This window comes from Hoskinsella mucinilytica (genome assembly GCF_045223415.1).
Taxonomy (GTDB): Bacteria; Bacillota_I; Bacilli_A; order Erysipelotrichales; family Erysipelotrichaceae; genus Hoskinsella; species Hoskinsella mucinilytica.
Map to the genome: position 1 here is coordinate 52,241 of NZ_JBEQZJ010000022.1, position 18,163 is coordinate 70,403.

At 47.4% G+C, this 18,163-nt stretch carries 17 protein-coding genes; 16 read left to right on the plus strand and 1 reads right to left on the minus strand.

The features are described 5' to 3' along the window. The first annotated feature begins 41 nt into the window (after positions 1-41). The 15 genes from UGRO018_RS09480 (at position 42) to UGRO018_RS09550 (ending at position 13,479) form a co-directional block, all read left to right on the plus strand. Positions 42-362, plus strand: coding sequence for a YdcP family protein (locus UGRO018_RS09480; protein WP_028044816.1), 321 nt, complete (start codon positions 42-44; stop codon positions 360-362). A gap of 14 nt (positions 363-376) precedes the next feature. After that, positions 377-784 (plus strand): YdcP family protein, encoded by a 408-nt coding sequence (locus UGRO018_RS09485; protein WP_416326248.1) that lies wholly within the window; start codon positions 377-379, stop codon positions 782-784. A 17-nt stretch (positions 785-801) separates the two neighbouring features. Continuing rightward, positions 802-2,208, plus strand: coding sequence for a P-loop NTPase family protein (locus tag UGRO018_RS09490; protein WP_416326249.1), 1,407 nt, complete (start codon positions 802-804; stop codon positions 2,206-2,208). Beyond that, positions 2,201-2,602 carry a hypothetical protein gene (locus UGRO018_RS09495; protein ID WP_416326250.1) on the plus strand — a complete coding sequence of 134 codons (402 nt, stop codon included), beginning with the start codon at positions 2,201-2,203 and terminating at the stop codon, positions 2,600-2,602. The genes UGRO018_RS09490 and UGRO018_RS09495 overlap by 8 nt, the downstream gene beginning before the upstream one ends. Positions 2,603-2,844: 242 nt before the next feature. Further along, positions 2,845-4,047: a MobT family relaxase gene (gene mobT, locus UGRO018_RS09500; protein WP_044600196.1), complete on the plus strand. Its 1,203-nt coding sequence runs from the start codon at positions 2,845-2,847 to the stop codon at positions 4,045-4,047. A gap of 3 nt (positions 4,048-4,050) precedes the next feature. Continuing rightward, complete coding sequence (locus UGRO018_RS09505) at positions 4,051-4,179, plus strand: DUF3789 domain-containing protein (protein WP_028043078.1); 129 nt, start codon at positions 4,051-4,053, stop codon at positions 4,177-4,179. A 3-nt stretch (positions 4,180-4,182) separates the two neighbouring features. Further along, positions 4,183-4,404, plus strand: coding sequence for a hypothetical protein (locus UGRO018_RS09510; protein WP_028043077.1), 222 nt, complete (start codon positions 4,183-4,185; stop codon positions 4,402-4,404). 127 nt (positions 4,405-4,531) lie between these two features. After that, complete coding sequence (locus tag UGRO018_RS09515) at positions 4,532-5,032, plus strand: antirestriction protein ArdA (protein WP_416326251.1); 501 nt, start codon at positions 4,532-4,534, stop codon at positions 5,030-5,032. Between the two features lie 18 nt (positions 5,033-5,050). Then, positions 5,051-5,554 carry an antirestriction protein ArdA gene (locus UGRO018_RS09520; protein WP_028043075.1) on the plus strand — a complete coding sequence of 168 codons (504 nt, stop codon included), beginning with the start codon at positions 5,051-5,053 and terminating at the stop codon, positions 5,552-5,554. A 103-nt stretch (positions 5,555-5,657) separates the two neighbouring features. Further along, complete coding sequence (locus UGRO018_RS09525; RefSeq protein WP_028043074.1) at positions 5,658-6,047, plus strand: conjugal transfer protein; 390 nt, start codon at positions 5,658-5,660, stop codon at positions 6,045-6,047. Next, on the plus strand, positions 6,034-8,481 hold the full coding sequence (gene tcpF, locus UGRO018_RS09530; protein ID WP_028043073.1) for a conjugal transfer ATPase TcpF: 2,448 nt from the start codon (positions 6,034-6,036) through the stop codon (positions 8,479-8,481). The genes UGRO018_RS09525 and tcpF overlap by 14 nt, the downstream gene beginning before the upstream one ends. Continuing rightward, on the plus strand, positions 8,481-10,667 hold the full coding sequence (locus UGRO018_RS09535) for a CD3337/EF1877 family mobilome membrane protein (protein ID WP_044600195.1): 2,187 nt from the start codon (positions 8,481-8,483) through the stop codon (positions 10,665-10,667). The genes tcpF and UGRO018_RS09535 overlap by 1 nt, the downstream gene beginning before the upstream one ends. After that, complete coding sequence (locus tag UGRO018_RS09540) at positions 10,664-11,671, plus strand: C40 family peptidase (protein WP_416326252.1); 1,008 nt, start codon at positions 10,664-10,666, stop codon at positions 11,669-11,671. Before UGRO018_RS09535 ends, UGRO018_RS09540 begins: the two co-directional genes overlap by 4 nt. 26 nt (positions 11,672-11,697) lie before the next feature. Then, entirely contained in the window at positions 11,698-12,594 is an 897-nt protein-coding gene (locus UGRO018_RS09545; protein ID WP_028043070.1) for a conjugal transfer protein, read from the plus strand. A 165-nt stretch (positions 12,595-12,759) separates the two neighbouring features. Next, positions 12,760-13,479: a LytR/AlgR family response regulator transcription factor gene (locus UGRO018_RS09550; protein ID WP_416326253.1), complete on the plus strand. Its 720-nt coding sequence runs from the start codon at positions 12,760-12,762 to the stop codon at positions 13,477-13,479. Positions 13,480-13,533: 54 nt separating this feature from the next. Here UGRO018_RS09550 and UGRO018_RS09555 read toward each other — a convergent pair whose 3' ends face one another. Then, the gene (locus tag UGRO018_RS09555) at positions 13,534-15,426 is read right to left on the minus strand and encodes a sensor histidine kinase (RefSeq protein WP_416326254.1); all 1,893 of its coding nucleotides are present in this window, start codon (positions 15,424-15,426) and stop codon (positions 13,534-13,536) included. Between the two features lie 296 nt (positions 15,427-15,722). On the opposite strand from UGRO018_RS09555, the gene UGRO018_RS09560 reads away from it, so the two are divergent. Continuing rightward, the coding region (locus UGRO018_RS09560; RefSeq protein WP_416326255.1) for a leucine-rich repeat domain-containing protein at positions 15,723-18,163 on the plus strand (2,441 nt) is incomplete at its 3' end.

Below are 18,163 nucleotides of genomic sequence, written 5' to 3' on the forward strand. Positions count from 1 at the left end.
CAAAACAAAAATTCATATAGAAAGAAAAGAGGAAAATAATTATGGAATTAAAATTTGTAGTGCCGAACATGGAAAAGACATTCGGCAATTTAGAATTTGCAGGAGAAAGCGAGGTTGTACAGCGTCGGATCAACGGACGTGTAACGGCAGTGTCCCGAAGCTACAACCTTTACAGTGATGTGCAGAGAGCCGATGACATTATCGTGGTGCTTCCTGCTGAAGCTGGGGAAAAGCATTTCCAGCCAGAACAGAAAGTGAAGCTGATTAACCCACGCATTAGTGCAGAGGGTTACAAAATCGGCACAAGAGGATTTACAAACTATATCTTACTGGCAGATGATATGCTGCCGGAGAGCAAATAAGGAGGACTGAAAAAATGAGATTAGCAAACGGAATCGTGATTGAAAAAGAAAAGACATTTGGGCAGTTGAAATTCTCTGCCCTTAGACGTGAGGTGCATATCCAGAATGAGGACGGCACAGTCAGCGATGAAATCAAGGAACGCACCTACGACCTTAAATGCCGTGGACAGGGATGCATGATACAGGTGTCCATTCCTGCCACTGTACCGTTAAGGGAATTTGACTACAACGCAGAGGTGGAGCTTGTCAACCCTGTTGCGGACACAGTGGCAAATGCGACCTTTCAGGGGGCAGACGTGGACTGGTTCATCAAGGCAGATGACATTGTGTTGAAGAACAAAGGCGGTCAGACCGGAAGCCCACAGGGACAGCCAGCAGGAAACCCACAGAACCATAACAACCAGACACAAGGCAAGAAATAGGCTGACAAGGAGGAACTATGCCCTTTTACAAATATAAGGGAAAGCGTATCAGAGCCAGTGACAAGTCACTACTGTACCGCTTCTGTGCCGGAACGCTCCTGTCCCTGTTCATGGCGCTCATACTGCTTCTGAACGTGGGACAGCTCATGCGTACCGACTGGGACACGTTTCGTCCTATCCGCAATGACAGGCTGGCGTTCTCGCTCTCCCCATACAACTTCATAACCATTATTATAGCGGCTGGTATCTGTATACTGGTCGCTTTTCTGTATCACCGCTTCTGCTATGACCGACTGAAACAGCTCATACACCGCCAAAAGCTGGCACGCATGATACTGGAAAACGGCTGGTATGAAGCGGAAACGACACAGGGAAACAGCTTTTTCACTGATTTAGCGTCCAGCAGGACAAAAGAGAAAATCAGCTACTTTCCCAAAATGTATTACCGCATGGAGAAAGGCTTGCTCCATATCCAGTGTGAAATCACGCTGGGGAAATATCAAGACCAGCTTTTGAGCCTTGAAGATAAGCTGGAAAGCGGATTGTATTGCGAGCTGACCGACAAGCTGCTATATGACGGCTACGTGGAATACACCATGCTCTATGATATGATAGCAAACCGCATTTCCATAGAGGAAGTACAAGCAGAAAACGGGGGCTTGCGCTTGATGAAGAATCTTGTCTGGGAATATGACGCACTCCCTCACGCCCTTATCTGTGGTGGGACTGGTGGCGGTAAGACGTATTTTATCCTTACCATCATTGAAGCTCTGCTGCGGACAAATGCCGTTCTCTATGTGCTTGACCCAAAGAACGCCGACCTTGCGGACTTGGGGGCTGTCATGCCAAATGTCTACTACCAAAAGGAAGATATGACAGAGTGCGTCAATGCGTTCTATGACGGCATGGTGGCACGTTCCGAAACAATGAAGCTCATGCCGAACTACAAGACGGGACAGAACTATGCCTATCTGGGGCTTGCTCCCCACTTCCTTATCTTTGACGAATACGTGGCGTTCATGGAATGTCTTACCACAAAGGAAAGCATTGCCGTGTTAAGCCAGCTAAAGAAAATCGTCATGCTGGGACGGCAGGCTGGCTACTTTCTTATCTTGGCTTGTCAGCGTCCAGACGCAAAGTATTTCAGCGACGGCATACGTGACAATTTCAACTTCCGTGTTGCCTTGGGACGCATGAGTGAGCTTGGCTACGGCATGATGTTTGGAAGCGACACAAGCAAGAAGTTTTTCCAGAAGCGTATCAGGGGGCGGGGTTATTGTGACGTTGGTACAAGTGTTATCAGTGAGTTTTATACTCCCCTTGTCCCCAAAGAACACGATTTTTTACAGACTATAGGCACGCTTGCCATGACAAGGCAAGATATACCAAAAGAACCGATAAAGGAGGATTCAACAAATGAATGATAAAGTAATTGAAGTTTTAAACGAACACACAGGAAAGGGGATGAAATGCATCTGCGCTGGCTATGACAGCTTTCTTTCAGACTGCCATGAATTTGTACTGCCACGATACAGACAATTCAAATGCAATCCCAAAAATCAATTTGACTTAAAGGCTGATAATGTCCTTTCAAAAGCGATTGAGGAAGAGCATTTTTTGCCAGACCTGTTTTACATCCGACTGAATAAAAAGCAATCGGTGTGTAACTCCCAGATAGATTATGTGTTTGAATTGCTGGACAGAGCCTTTCTTGAAAAAGACAACATCCGTCAGAATGAATTGGATAAAGACGTACTGGAAGCCTGTCTTTCCCCAGAGGTTGATTATGTGATGATATATGTTGGCATGAACAGGTAAGCCCAGCCACAAAACGGAGAGGGCGGTCAGCGAAGCGAACAAGACCGCAGGAGCGACGTTTTGTGGTGCAGGGCTTGCCCTGCACCAGTACAGCCCCTCGGTATCTAACAGAGGGGTACAATACAACAGGAAACAGTCAAAAAAGTAACGGAAACTCCGCTAAGTACAAGGGTTTTCGTCAAATTGCCGTGAGTGTGACATGGGCGGTCAAATGTCACATTCCATGAATGGAGGGATAACAACTGAATGAAAACGACTGGATAACGGCATTTAAGGACAGACGCTCTGCCTACAGCATATCGCAGACAAAGCTTGCGGTCATGGCAGGAATGAGCCGTGAACAGGTAAGCCGTATCGAAAACGGCAAGGTCAGGCTGACAGAGGAAATCAAGAGCCAGCTTGACGACGCACTGGAAAAATTCAATCCAGACAATCCGCTTACCATGCTGTTTGACTATGTGCGGATTCGGTTTCCCACAATGGACGTGAAGCACGTCATACAGGATATCCTAAAGCTCAACATGAGCTACCTGCTGCATGAGGACTTCGGCTTTTACAGCTACACGGAGCATTACTATATCGGTGACATCTTCGTGCTGACCTCTGCTGACGAGGAAAAAGGTGTCCTGCTGGAACTCAAAGGCAAAGGGTGTCGGCAGATGGAAAGCTACCTGCTGGCACAGGAACGGTCATGGTATGACTTCCTCATGGACGCTCTGGTGGACGGCGGCGTGATGAAGCGTCTTGACCTTGCCATCAACGACAAGGCAGGCATCCTTGATATTCCAGAGCTTATCAGAAAATGCAGCCATGAGGAATGTGTCAGCCTGTTCCGTTCCTACAAGTCCTATGCTTCGGGTGCGCTGATAAAGCATGACGAGCAGGACAAGGCAGGAATGGGACACACGCTGTATATCGGTTCGCTGAAATCAGAAATCTATTTCTGTATCTACGAAAAGGCACAGGAACAGTATGCAAAGCTGGGGATTCCACTTTCCGATACGCCCATCAAGAACCGCTTTGAAATCCGGCTGAAAAATGAGCGTGCTTATTATGCAGTGCGTGACCTGCTGACCTATTATGATGCAGAGCGGACGGCGTTCGACATCATCAACAACTATCTCCGCTTTGTGGACAGGGAGGAACACAAGCGTCACAGCGACTGGAAGCTCAATGACCGCTGGGCATGGTTTATCGGTACAGGACGTGAGCGTTTGAAGCTGACGACAAAGCCAGAGCCGTACACGCTGGAGCGGACGCTCAAATGGATTGCAAGGCAGGTCGCCCCTACCCTTGAAATGCTGGAAAAGATAGATGCTGGAAACGGCACGGACTATCTGAAAAGTATACGGGAAGCGGCAAAACTCACAGAAAAACATGAACAGATTATCAGACAGCAGACGGCTTCCAGTGAGGAAGTCGTTTTTCAGTCAAAGGAGGAATAGGAAATGCTGGAATTATTGAAAGATTTATTGCTGGTATCACTTGGCATGGGCATGGGTGTCACGCTCATGTGTATTTTAAAGGTCGGCAAAATGGCTGACGAACAAATGGAAGAAATGAAGAAGGAGGACTAAAACATGAATTTTGGACAGAACTTATACAACTGGTTTTTATCGAACGCACAGAGCCTTGTATTGATGGCGATTGCCGTTATCGGTGTTTACTTAGGCTTCAAGCGTGAGTTTTCAAAACTTATCGGCTTTCTGGTGGTAGCCTTGATTGCGGTAGGTCTGGTATTCAACGCCGGCGGCGTGAAAGATGTACTTCTGAACCTGTTTAATAAGATTATCGGTGCATAAGATAAATGGTTTTGCAGACAGGCAAAACCCACCTTTCCCCCTAGTGGAGCTGGGCTTAGGGGGAATGAAAGGGGGTAAGGAATGGTACAAGAAAAAATCCCAGCCAAAAGAAAGGACGTGAAAACGAATGGAAGAATTAAGAGTTTATATTGAAGCAACAACACCAACGTACGGCGAACTTCCCTCCGCTTGGTTTGATTTGCCGATTGATGAAACAGAGTTTGAAGAACTGCTCGGCGTGGAAGCTGACAGCGAGGATTACCGCATTGTGGAAATGGAACTGCCCTTTACAGATGATGTGACGGAAGCAACCACCATTGATACCCTCAATGACCTGTATTCCATGTATGAAAACCTGCCAGCAGAAGTAAGAGAAGAACTGCCTGCGTTCATGGCGTATTATTCCAATCTGGACGAGCTGCATAATTACAGGCATGACATTGTTCACTATGCCAACTGTAACTCCATGACAGATGTTGCCCGTCATATGCTGGCTGATGACCCAGCGTTCAACACTCTGTCAGAAGATTGTATGCGATACTTTGATTTTGAAGCCTACGGACAATCCCTTGATGAAAACGGGCGTTTTATCGAAACAGACCACGGCATTTTTGAGATACCGTGGTAAGAAAAGAGGTGTCAGCCTATGGCAGATGATATGCGTGTCTACATTGCCAACCTCGGCAAGTACAACGAGGGATATTTAGTCGGCGACTGGTTCTCGTTCCCTCTCGATTATGAAGAAATCGCAGAGCGTATCGGACTGAACGGCGAATATGAAGAATATGCCATTCACGATACCGACAACTTCCCCTGTGAAGTGTCAGAATACAGCTCCATCGACGAGCTGAACAAGCTGTACGAACTGATAGAGGAACTTCCAAAGGAAGTCGTGGACAGTCTGGATGACTTCATTTCCTATTATGGGGACGTGGAGAGTGTCGCAGAACACAAGGACGAGATTTACTTCTACCCCGACTGTGACGGTATGGAGGACGTGGCAAGGTACTATGTAGACGAACTGCAAACGCTGGGGGAAATCCCGCCCAGCTTACAATACTATATTGATTATGAAGCATATGGGCGTGACTTGGAAATCGGCGGTTACTTTATCGAAACCAGTTACGGCATGTGTGAAATCCAGCGATAAGCTGTCAGATCTGTACCTGCAAAGGTGCTACTGACAGCTTATTTACATGTAAGGGCAGTTGGCAAATGCTGACTGCCCTTTTCAATGAAAGGAGTGAAACGATTTGAAGAAAGTAAAAAGCTATACGGGCATCTGGAACGTGGAAAAAGTCTTGTATTCCATCAACGATTTTAACCTCCCGTTCCCGATTACCTTTTCACAGATGGCGTGGTTCGTGCTGACAGAATTTCTCATTATCCTGTTTGCCGACCTGCCGCCACTCAATCTGATTGAGGGAGCATTTCTGAAATACTTCGGAATCCCTGTTGCCCTCACATGGTTCATGTCGCAAAAGACGTTTGACGGCAAGAAGCCATACAGCTTCCTAAAGTCCATGACGACCTTTGCCCTGCGACCCAAAGTGACTTATGCAGGAAAGGCGGTAAGACTGCATAGCCAGAAATTCAACGAAAGCATTACCGCAGTAAGGAGTGAGGTGCATGTTCCCCATTAAATATATTGACAACAACCTTGTATGGAACAGGGATGGCGAGGTGTTCGCCTATTATGAGCTTGTCCCCTACAATTACAGCTTCTTATCCCCAGAGCAGAAATTTATCGTGCATGACAACTTCCGTCAGCTCATTGCACAATCCCGTGAGGGAAAGCTCCATGCCTTACAGATTGCAACGGAAAGCTCCATAAGAAGCATACAGGAAAAATCCAAACGGCTTATCACAGGAAAGCTCCGTGAGGTCGCCACGGCAAAGATTGACGAGCAGACCAAAGCCCTTGTAGAAATGATTGGTGACAATCAAGTGGACTACCGCTTTTTCCTCGGCTTCAAGCTCATGGTGACAGAGCAGGAAGCCAGCCTTTCCAGCATGAAGCAGTCGGCTTTTATGGGCTTCAAGGAATTTCTGCTAGAAGTCAATCATACGCTCATGGGCGACTTTGTGTCTATGAGTAATGACGAAACCAGCCGTTATCTGAAAATGGAAAAACTGCTGGAAAACAAGATTGCCCGACGCTTCAAGGTGCGCCGTCTGGATAAAAACGATTTTGGTTATCTCATAGAACACCTCTACGGACGGGATGGCGTGGCGTATGAAGATTATGAGTATCAGCTCCCCAAAAAGAAGCTGAAAAAAGAAACGCTCATCAAGCGGTATGACCTTATCCGTCCGACCCGCTGCCTGATTGAGGAAAGCCAGCGGTACTTACGATTGGAACATGAGGACAGCGAAAGCTACGTGACTTATTTTACGGTCAATGCCATTGTCGGGGAGCTTGACTTCCCGTCCAGTGAAATCTTCTATTTCCAGCAACAGCAGTTTACATTTCCCATTGATACGTCAATGAACGTGGAAATCGTAGGAAACAAGAAAGCCTTAACCACGGTCAGAAATAAGAAAAAAGAATTGAAAGACTTAGACAACCACGCCTATCAAGCTGGAAGCGAAACCAGCAGTAACGTGGTGGACGCTCTGGACAGTGTGGACGAACTGGAAAACGATTTAGACCAGAGCAAGGAAAGCATGTACAAGCTCTCCTATGTGATACGGGTATCTGCCCCCGACCTTGAAGAACTAAAACGGCGAGCCGACGAGGTCAAGGACTTTTATGACGACTTGAACGTGAAGCTGGTGCGCCCTGCTGGGGATATGCTGGGACTGCACGGCGAATTTTTACCAGCCAGCAAGCGTTACATCAATGACTATGTGCAGTATGTGAAGTCCGACTTTCTGGCAAGCCTTGGCTTTGGTGCTACGCAAATGCTGGGAGAAAATGAGGGTATCTATATCGGGTATTCCGTGGACACGGGACGCAACGTCTACCTACAGCCTGCCCTTGCCAGTCAGGGGATAAAAGGAACGGTCACGAACGCCCTTGCTTCTGCCTTTGTGGGGAGCCTTGGCGGTGGAAAGTCATTCTGCAACAACCTGCTTGTCTACTATGCCGTTCTCTTTGGCGGACAGGCAGTCATTTTAGACCCAAAATCGGAACGTGGAAACTGGAAAGCGACACTTCCAGAGATTGCGGACGAGATAAACATCGTCAATCTGACAAGTGATGAAAGAAACAAAGGACTGCTTGACCCGTTCGTGATTATGAGAAATGAAAAGGACGCTGAAAGTCTGGCAATCGACACGCTGACATTTCTTACGGGGATTTCCTCACGGGACGGCGAAAAATTCCCCGTGCTTCGTAAGGCGGTGCGCTCCGTGACCCAGAGCCAGACAAAAGGACTGCTCCTTGTCATTGACGAGCTGCGCAAAGAAGATACGCCGGTTGCAAGAAATATCGCAGACCACATCGAATCATTCACGGATTATGATTTTGCACACCTCTTATTTTCGGACGGCAACGTGGAACACGCAATCAGTCTGGAAAAGCAGTTGAACATCATACAGGTGGCAGACCTTGTGCTACCCGACAAGGACACGACCTTTGAAGAATACACGACGATTGAACTGTTATCGGTGGCAATGCTTATCGTAATCAGTACCTTTGCGCTGGACTTCATCCATTCCGACAGGTCGGTTTTTAAGATTGTAGACCTTGACGAAGCATGGGCGTTCCTCAATGTCGCACAGGGAGAAACGCTTTCTAACAAGCTGGTGCGTGCCGGTCGTGCCATGAACGCAGGGGTTTACTTTGTCACACAGGCTTCCGGCGACGTATCAAAGGAGAGCCTGAAAAACAATATCGGGCTTAAATTCGCCTTTCGGAGCACTGACATAGGGGAAATCAAGCAGACCCTAGAATTTTTCGGCATTGACAAGGAGGATGAGAACAACCAGAAACGCTTGCGTGACTTGGAGAATGGACAGTGCTTATTGCAGGACTTGTACGGGCGTGTAGGCGTGGTGCAGATACATCCTGTATTTTCTGACCTGCTGACTGCCTTTGATACCAGACCGCCCGTGAGAAATGAGGTGGTGTGATGGATTGGAAACAGGCAGGAAAGAAACTGCTTCATGTTCTGAACATCGTCCTGCTGGCTGCCGTTATCACGATTGCGCTTCTTGCACTGACAGGCACAGTCGCCCATGCAACAGGACTGGTGGACGATACCATAAATGCCGGCAACCTGTATTCCAAGTACCCACTTTCCAATTATCAGCTAGACTTCTACGTGGACAATAGCTGGGACTGGCTGCCGTGGAACTGGCTGGATGGCATCGGAAAGTCGGTGCAGTACGGGCTTTACTGTATCACCAACTTTGTCTGGACTATCAGCTTATATCTAAGCAACGCCACAGGCTACGTGGTGCAGCAAGCCTACAAGCTGGATTTTATCAATGACATGGCAGACAGTATCGGGAAAAGCATACAGACCCTTGCAGGTGTCAGTCAGAACGGCTTTGGAAGCTCCGGCTTTTACGTGGGCTTCCTGCTGCTGATTATTCTTGTGGTGGGAATCTACGTTGCCTACACGGGACTTATCAAACGGGAAACCAGCAAGGCAATCCACGCAGTCATCAACTTTCTGGTGGTGTTCCTCGTATCAAGTGCCTTTATCGCCTATGCTCCCGACTACGTGAAGAAAGTCAACGAGTTTTCGAGTGACATCAGCACCGCTTCGCTGGACTTGGGGACAAAAATCATGCTTTCAGACAGTGACAGCAAGGGCAAGGACAGCGTGGACTTGATACGGGACAGCCTGTTTTCCATACAGGTGCAACAGCCGTGGCTGCTGCTTCAATTCGGCAATTCCAATGCAGAGGAAATCGGGGCTGACCGTGTGGAAGCTCTGGTATCTGCCAGCCCGACGGACGGGGAAACCAGAGAGGACGTTGTGAAAACGGAAATCGAGGACAGGGACAACGACAACATGACGATACCGCAGGTCGTAAACCGATTAGGCATGGTGTTCTTCCTGCTTATCTTCAATCTGGGAATCACGATATTTATTTTTCTGCTTACGGCTATGATGATTTTCAGCCAGATACTGTTTATCATCTTCGCCATGTTCCTGCCTGTGAGCTTCCTACTCTCCATGATACCCAGCTTTGAGGGCATGGCAAAACAGGCAGTCGTCAAGGTGTTCAACACCATTATGACGAGGGCTGGCATCACCTTGGTCGTGACCGTGGCATTTTCCATATCCAGCATGTTCTACAACATATCTTCGGACTACCCGTTTTTTATGGTGGCGTTCTTGCAGATAGTGACGTTTGCAGGCATCTACTTCAAGCTGGGCGACATTATGAGTATGTTCAGCCTTAACGCTGGGGACAGCCAGAGCATGGGACGCAGGATATTCCGCAGACCATACATGTTCATGCGCCACAGGGCAAGGCGAATGGAACGGCGCATGGTACAGGCAGTCGGGGCTGGAAGTGCGGCAAGTGCTGTCACAGGTTCTAAATTTTCCAAAGATAAGCCAGCCAGTACCGCTTCCAGTCAGAAACGGACACGGGACAACCGAACCGCTTCGTCAATGGGAAGCCGTGCAGGTTCCGCCGTTGGTGCGGTGCTTGACACGAAAAACCGTATCAGGGATAAGGCAGCTTCTGCCAAGCAGTCCGTCAAGGATATGCCGACACAGGCAGGCTACGCCGTTCACGCTGCAACGGAGAAAGCGAAGGAAAATGTGTCAGACTTCAAGCGTGGCGTGGTGCAGGAACAGGAAACAAGGCAGTCAGGGCGTGCTGACAAACGAAACCAGCGCAGACAGAGTGTGGCACAGAAGCGTATGGAAATGCAGAAAGCACAGGAAGCAAGGCGTTCTCAAAAGAAAGCGGACGAATCAGCGACAACAGGAGCTACCCGTCCCCATGAGCGACCAGCAACCACACCAAAGCCAGAAGCAAAGACCGTACAAAAACCAGAGGATAAAAAACGCCCTGCCGTCACTGCTCCCAAGCAGAGTGCCGCCGTCAAGGAAACACCAGTCAAAGAGCGTCCTGTTACAGCTGGGGCTTCCATGAAAGCTGCCGACCAGCACGTACAGCGTCAGACCGTCAAGGCTGGGGATAAGTCCCCTGCCACCCAGACACAGGAAACAGGACGGAACCTGAAAACGGAACGGACAGTAAAAAACCGGCAGACAAGGCAGGTGCAGCAATCCCAGAGAACCGCCCAGAAACAGACAGCGAATCATAAGAAGAAAGGACGCAGGAAATGAAGATAAGGCATATGGTGATTCTCGGCTGTATCTTTCCTGTGCTGTTCTCCCTCGTCCTGTTCTTCGGTGTATTGATGAGTGCAGAGGATGACGACGGGGGCGGTGGTACTTCTTCCACTGTTACAGGAATGAACCTTTCGCCCGAAGTCCTCAAACATCATCCGATGGTGGAAAAGTACGCACGGGAATACGGTATTGAGGATTATGTGAATTACCTGCTTGCGATTATGCAGGTGGAAAGCGGAGGGACGACGGCTGACGTTATGCAAAGCTCGGAAAGTCTGGGGCTTCCTCCCAACTCTTTAGATACGGAAAGCTCTATCAAACAAGGCTGTAAGTATTTCTCGGAACTGCTTACTTCTGCCAAAGGACAAGGGATAGAGGACATAAACGCCGTCATTCAAAGCTACAACTACGGTGGCGGTTATCTTGGCTATGTGGCTGGAAACGGGAGAAAACACAGCTATACACTGGCAGAAAACTTCTCACGTACCCATTCGGGTGGTGTGAAAGTGACCTACACGAATCCGATAGCCGTTGCCCGTAACGGGGGCTGGCGGTACAACTACGGAAATATGTTTTATACCGAACTGGTAAACCAGTACCTAACGGTCACGCACTTTGACGACAAGACGGTACAGGCAGTCATGGACGAAGCATTGAAATATCAGGGCTGGCGGTATGTGTATGGCGGCGATAACCCCAACACCAGCTTTGACTGTAGCGGTCTGGTGCAGTGGTGCTACGGCAAGGCTGGCATCCGCCTGCCCCGTGTAGCGCAAGACCAGTACGACGTGACCCAGCATATACCACTGTCACAAGCAAAGGCTGGTGACTTGGTGTTTTTCCATTCTACCTATAACAGCGGAAGCTATGTAAGCCACGTCGGAATATATGTCGGCAACAACCGTATGTATCACGCCGGCGACCCTATCGGCTATGCAGACCTTACAGGTGCCTACTGGCAACAGCACTTAATCGGTGCGGGAAGAATCAAACAATAAAAGCAAAAAAGAAAGGACATACAACAATGTTTAAGAAAAAAGAAAAATCCATCAAAGAAAAAAAGGTGCGTACCGTGAAAGTCGGCACGCATAAAAAATCCGTAATTGCCCTGTGGCTGGTGCTGGCTGCAAGCGTCAGCTTCGGGGTGTATAAGAATTTTACGGCAATCGACCGGCACACCACCCATGAAAAGGAAATCATAGAGCTACGGCTCAATGATACCAACGGGATTGAGAATTTCGTGAAGAACTTCGCAAAATCCTATTACACATGGGACAACAGCAAGGAAGCCATAGAAAAGCGCACTGCTTCTATCAATGCGTATCTGACAAAGGCATTGCAGGACTTGAATGTGGACACGATTCGGACGGATATACCGACCAGCTCCACGGTCAGTGACGTGCAGATATGGAACGTGGCACAGTCTGGGGAGAACGAGTTTACGGCTGCCTACGAAGTAGATCAGCAGATAAAGGAGGGCGTCCAGACGAGAGCGGTCAGTGCGACCTATACCGTGACTGTCCATGTGGACGCAGACAGAAACATGGTTATCACGAAGAACCCGACCCTTGCCCCGACATACCAGAAATCAGCTTTTGAACCAAAGACACAGGAAGCAGATGCAAGCGTGGACGCTGAAACCATGCAGGACGCAGCGGCATTTCTGGAAACCTTTTTCAAGCTCTACCCTACGGCTACCGAAAAGGAACTTGCTTATTATGTACAGGGAAATGTATTAGAACCGATAAACGGCGATTACCTTTTTGCAGAGCTTATCGAGCCTGTCTATACGGCGGCAGATGGAAAAGTCAAGGTCACGCTGTCAGTCAGGTATCTGGATAACAGCACCAAGGCAGCACAGATTTCACAGTATGACCTTATCCTCTCTAAAGAGGGGGACAACTGGAAAATCACAGGCTGACATCAAGGGAGTGTGTCACTTACAGCAAAGACATGAGCGGCACACTCCCCTTTTTCATCGTCAGATTCACTTTTCCTAAGCAAAAAAAGAAATTGTCTGTACCTGTAAAAAATGATATACTTTCACCAAGAAACAGCAATATTTCTTAGAAAGGCGGTGAAGCAGATGTACCGTATTGCAATCTGTGACGATGATGAAACATTCCTGCACCATTTAAGCCGGAAAACAGAAGAAATCCTGTCAGAAAACGCACTTATACGCGGCACAGATTTTGAAATAGAATCCTTCTGTGAAGCCGCACCCATAGAGCGCAGGATTTTGGAAAATGAAACTGCCTTCCAGCTTCTGCTGCTGGACATTGAGCTTTCCACGGAAAACGGGATGGCGCTTGCAAAGACGCTGCGCAAGCATCAGGTGACATGCAGCATCATCTATATCACGTCCCACCGTGACTACGTGTTTGACTGCTTCGATACACAGCCCCTGTGGTATCTGCTGAAACCGGTGGATTTTGAGAAGTTCAGGGATATCCTGTTATCCGATTACCGCCGAAACTATGCGGATGCAAGGCTTGTCCTTAAGATAGAGGGCAGACTGATTTCGATACCCTATGCCGATATCTACGCACTGGAAGCCACACAGCATCTTACAAGGATATGGCTTAAAGATGGCTGCCGTGACTGGAACGGCGCATTGTCCGCATTGAAGCCGCAGCTTCCGACGTTCAGCTTCTGCCAGTCCCATAACAGCTATATCCTCAATTTAAGCCATGTGAAAGAGATACAGTCCGCAGATGCCCTCATGGATGATGGCAGGACATTCCCCATCAGCCGCCGCTATCACGACCAGACATTAGACAGATATTTCGCCTTTTTGAAACTTTGACTTGCATATAAAAAACGCTGCTCTTTCCGTAATGGAAAAAAGACAGCGTTTTTCTTATTCCTGTTTTTCCGGCATCAGCAGGGCAGTCCGTACAATGAGTATGCCATGCTCCTGCTTGACTTGCAGCTTGCTGCTGTATTTCTTGGCAACCTCTGACATGGCTTTCATGCCATAGCCATGACCTGCCCCTTTACTGCTTACCGGCAGCCCTGTTTTTTCATCTTTCAAAAGCGTGCCGGTATAGGGATTGAGCGTTTCCACGAACAGATAACGTCCCCTGACGTGCATCGTCAATTCGATGTGCGGCTTTTCCCTGTCCAGCTCTGACACAGCTTCTATGGCATTGTCCAGCATATTCATCAGGAGCGTACACAGGTCATTGTCCGCAACCGTGATACCGGCAGGCACTTCCACATGTAAATCCATCTGGATATCCTGTTTCCTCGCTTTGGCAAGGGAGCGTGACACGATGGCATTGACGACAGGATGGCTGCATATCTTTACAGGCAGGATGTTTTCTGTTTCCTTTGTCAGTTCTTCCAGATAGTTTTCCAGTCGCTCCTTGTCCCCCTCATGGCTCAAATCCAGTAGCATATGAAGATGGCGCAGCATATCATGGCGCATAGTGGCTATCTCCGTGCTGCTTTCCTGCATATTCTGAATATTTTCACTAATCAGCTCATTTTTTACGGACAGGATGGACAGCTCGCTCTTTGTATCGGCAGCATTTTTTACAGTCAGAACGAAGCTGACAGTACCGCCAAGAATCAGCAGCAGGCTTCCACAACGCTGCAAGACCTCATACAACATCCTAACAGGTGAACACAGCATGATGACAAACTCTGCATCAGCGTTCCCTGTCAGTACAAAGCCCAACGCAGCCAACAAAATACAGGCAGCCACACTGAAAAATACCGGTGTAAATAAGCGGTAGACCGCATTTCTGTCTTTCCATTCCAAAACAGCAAACACCCCAAGTGCCAGCAGGGAAACATACAGCAGGGCATCATAGGAATAACTGGAAAGAAAGGCAAACATCGAAAATCCAGCAATCAGATGAAATAAAACGGATAACCCCAGCGGTATCAGCACAAAAGGCGCATACCATTTTTTCCAGCGTTTCATCTGCGTAAACATATACAGAAGCGGCATACCCAGTGACAGGGGAATCAAAAGCTGTGAAGGTATGAATTTCAATGAAAAATGGGTGCTGAAATAAAACTCATAATTCAGCAGGACACGCAGCGACTGAATCAGTGCCGCAGCGGCAAGCAGCAGGATGGAACTGGATTTCTGCCCATGATACCAGTTATAGAAGAACAGTCCTAAAAGCAATACGGCAGCCGCCATATAAGCCGTGGCAGGCATGGCAAGCCCATTCGCATCACTGACGGTCTGCTGTGTCTGGATATCCTGACTTGACAGCCGCACCATCGGCATACCCCGATATTCCTCATCTGCATGATAAGCAAGCGCAATCGTCAGTGTCTTATCGCTATAGCCGGTTGGCAGTGACAGCCGCACATATTCCTGCTCCCCCTGCAAGCCTTTATATTCTCTGGAAAATTTCACAGAGCCGATACGGTTGTCAAGGCTTGGGTCAACGGTATAGAGAAGCTCCCCATCCAGAAAGACACTCTGCTGCCAAGTCACTCCATCCAGTTCCAGTATGGTATATCCGTCCCGTTCCATCTGCTTATCCAAAGTCCGTGACAGATAGAACGTTTCACCTGTACTGTCAAACAGCTCCTGTACCGTCTTATCCTTTCTTGTATCATGTTCCAATGTATAGATTTCCCATCCCTTCGCATCCTCAAACACAGGCGTTAAGAATAATTTCTCTGCATCTGTAGCTGTATAGGAAGAAAGAAAGGACACGACCAAAAGCACGATAACGGCATAGAGGGGAAGCAGCCCTGCTTTCCAGTTTAATTTTATCTTATCCAAAAAGACACCTCCTTTCCTGCACCCATACGGGTATGACATGCCCCTTGGGTGAACGTGCTACGCACGATATAATACAAGGATAACAGTAACATAAGGGTGAAATCAAGGAAATTTCTTACCAGTTAGGAAGAATATCCTACCAGATAGGAATACCCCCTTTTTTTATGGGTGATTTTTTTGTTAGGATAGACTTATAGAAGTGTACACTATCGCCTATTTGTCCAGCTGATATTACATAGTGAAATGAAACTGATGTCAAAGGCAAATGTACCGGAAAGAGAGGAACAAATAAACATATGAATAACAAAAAGAAACAGACAGCGGCAGTCGCAATGGCAACCGTATTGAGTGTTTCCACGGTAGTGAACCCTGTCACTGTCAGAGCACAGGAAAATGAGCCGCCTGTCACACAGGGCATCCAACAGGAAAACGGACAGCAGGAAGCAGGGAAAGAAACTGCCCCAGCCATCACACTGCCAGAGAACCTGCAAGCAGCGGCAGGTACGCCGCTAAAGGAAATCGGGCTGCCGGAGAATTGGACATGGGCAGATGAAAGCACTGTCCTGTCGGCAGACACGACTACATATCCGGCATATGTCACGGTTGATGATGAAACCTATGATTATGCAGAAACAGAGGGATACCATGCAGAGGGACACTATGTAGAAGTCCAGCTTTCTGTCACTGTGGAAACATTGGAAGAAAAAACGGAAGAAGAACCGGCACCAGCACCGATACTGAAAAACCCATTATCAAGAGCTGCGATTCCCACACCATATGATGTAGGTGATGTTGCAATCAACGAAACGAATTTCCCAGATGAAGCATTTAGGAACTATATAAAAATGAACTTTGACAAAGATAGCAACGATACGTTATCAGCAGCAGAGATAGCAAGCGTAACGACTATCTCTGCTCCTAGGGAGGTTGCCAACTTGACAGGTATTGATAAGTTTTCTGCTTTAACAACCTTGTATTGCAGCGGCACGGGCATCACCAGTCTGGATGTCAGCAATAATGACAAGTTAAAAACCTTGTATTGCCAAAGCACGGGCATCAGCAGTCTGGATGTCAGCAACAATACCAATTTAACATACTTGAATTGCCAAAGCACGGGCATCACCAGTCTGGATGTCAGCAATAATGACAAGTTAGAAACCTTGTATTGCCAAAGCAATAAAACACTGACAACTTTGAATGTCGATGGTGCTTCTGCTTTAAAAGAATTGCATTGCTACCAGACAGGCATCACCAGTCTGGATGTCAGCACAAATGCTAATTTAACAGACTTGTATTGCTACAGCAATGCAGAACTGAAAACTTTGACTGTCAATGGTGCTTCTGCTTTAAAAACCTTGCATTGCTACAGCACGGGCATCAGCAGTCTGGATGTCAGCAACAATACCAATTTAACATACTTGAATTGCCAAAGCACGGGCATCAGCAGTCTGGATGTCAGCAGCAATACTAAGTTAGAAAAGTTGTATTGCCAAAGCACGGGCATCAGCAGTCTGGATGTCAGCAACAATACCAATTTAACATACTTGAATTGCCAAAGCACGGGCATCAGCAGTCTGGATGTCAGCAACAATACCAATTTAACATACTTGAATTGCCAAAGCACGGGCATCAGCAGTCTGGATGTCAGCAATAATGACAAGTTAGAAACCTTGTATTGCCAAAGCAATAAAACACTGACAACTTTGAATGTCGATGGTGCTTCTGCTTTAAAAACCTTGAATTGCTACGGCACGGGCATCAGCAGTCTGGATGTCAGCAGCAATACCAATTTAACATACTTGAATTGCCAAAGCACGGGCATCAGCAGTCTGGATGTCAGTAGCAATCCTAAGTTAGAAGAGTTGTATTGCCAAAGCACGGGCATCAGCAGTCTGGATGTCAGCAGCAATGTTAATTTAGAAAAATTGTATTGCAGCAGCACGGGTATCAGCAGTCTGGATGTCAGCAGCAATGTTAATTTAGAAAAATTGTATTGCAGCAGCACGGGCATCAGCAGTCTGGATGTCAGCAACAATACTAATTTAACAACCTTGTATTGCAACAGCACGGGTATCAGCAGTCTGGATGTCAGCAGCAATACTAATTTAACAACCTTGGATTGTTCCTTAACTCCACTTGCTTATCTGAATCTAGGAACAAATGCGGGATTAACAGTAACTATGCCAACAACCAGAACAATGAAGTTGGAAGTCACAGAGGACACATTTACCATTACAGATAAAATTGCCGGTATTGATAAGAGCAAGATTTCTATCGTAAGTGGTGCATCTTATGAATCATCAACAGGTGTCGTCAGCAACTATACAGCAGGAACACCGATTGTCTATGAATATGACTGTGGTACAGCGAATGGTGAAGATAAGACATTAACGGTAACGGTGAACCTTACAGGATATTCAGCAGGTATTGAAATCAACGAAACGAATTTCCCAGATGCAGCATTTAGGGACTATATAAAAACGAACTTTGACAAAGATAGCAACGATACGTTATCAGCAGCAGAGATAGCAAGCGTAACGACTATCTCTGTTCCTAGGGAGGTTGCCGACTTGACAGGTATTGATAAGTTTTCTGCTTTAACAACCTTGAATTGCAGCGGCACGGGCATCACCAGTCTGGATGTCAGCAGCAATGCCAATTTAACAACCTTATATTGCAACAACACGGGTATCAGCAGTCTGGATGTCAGCAGCAATGCTAATTTAACAGACTTGTA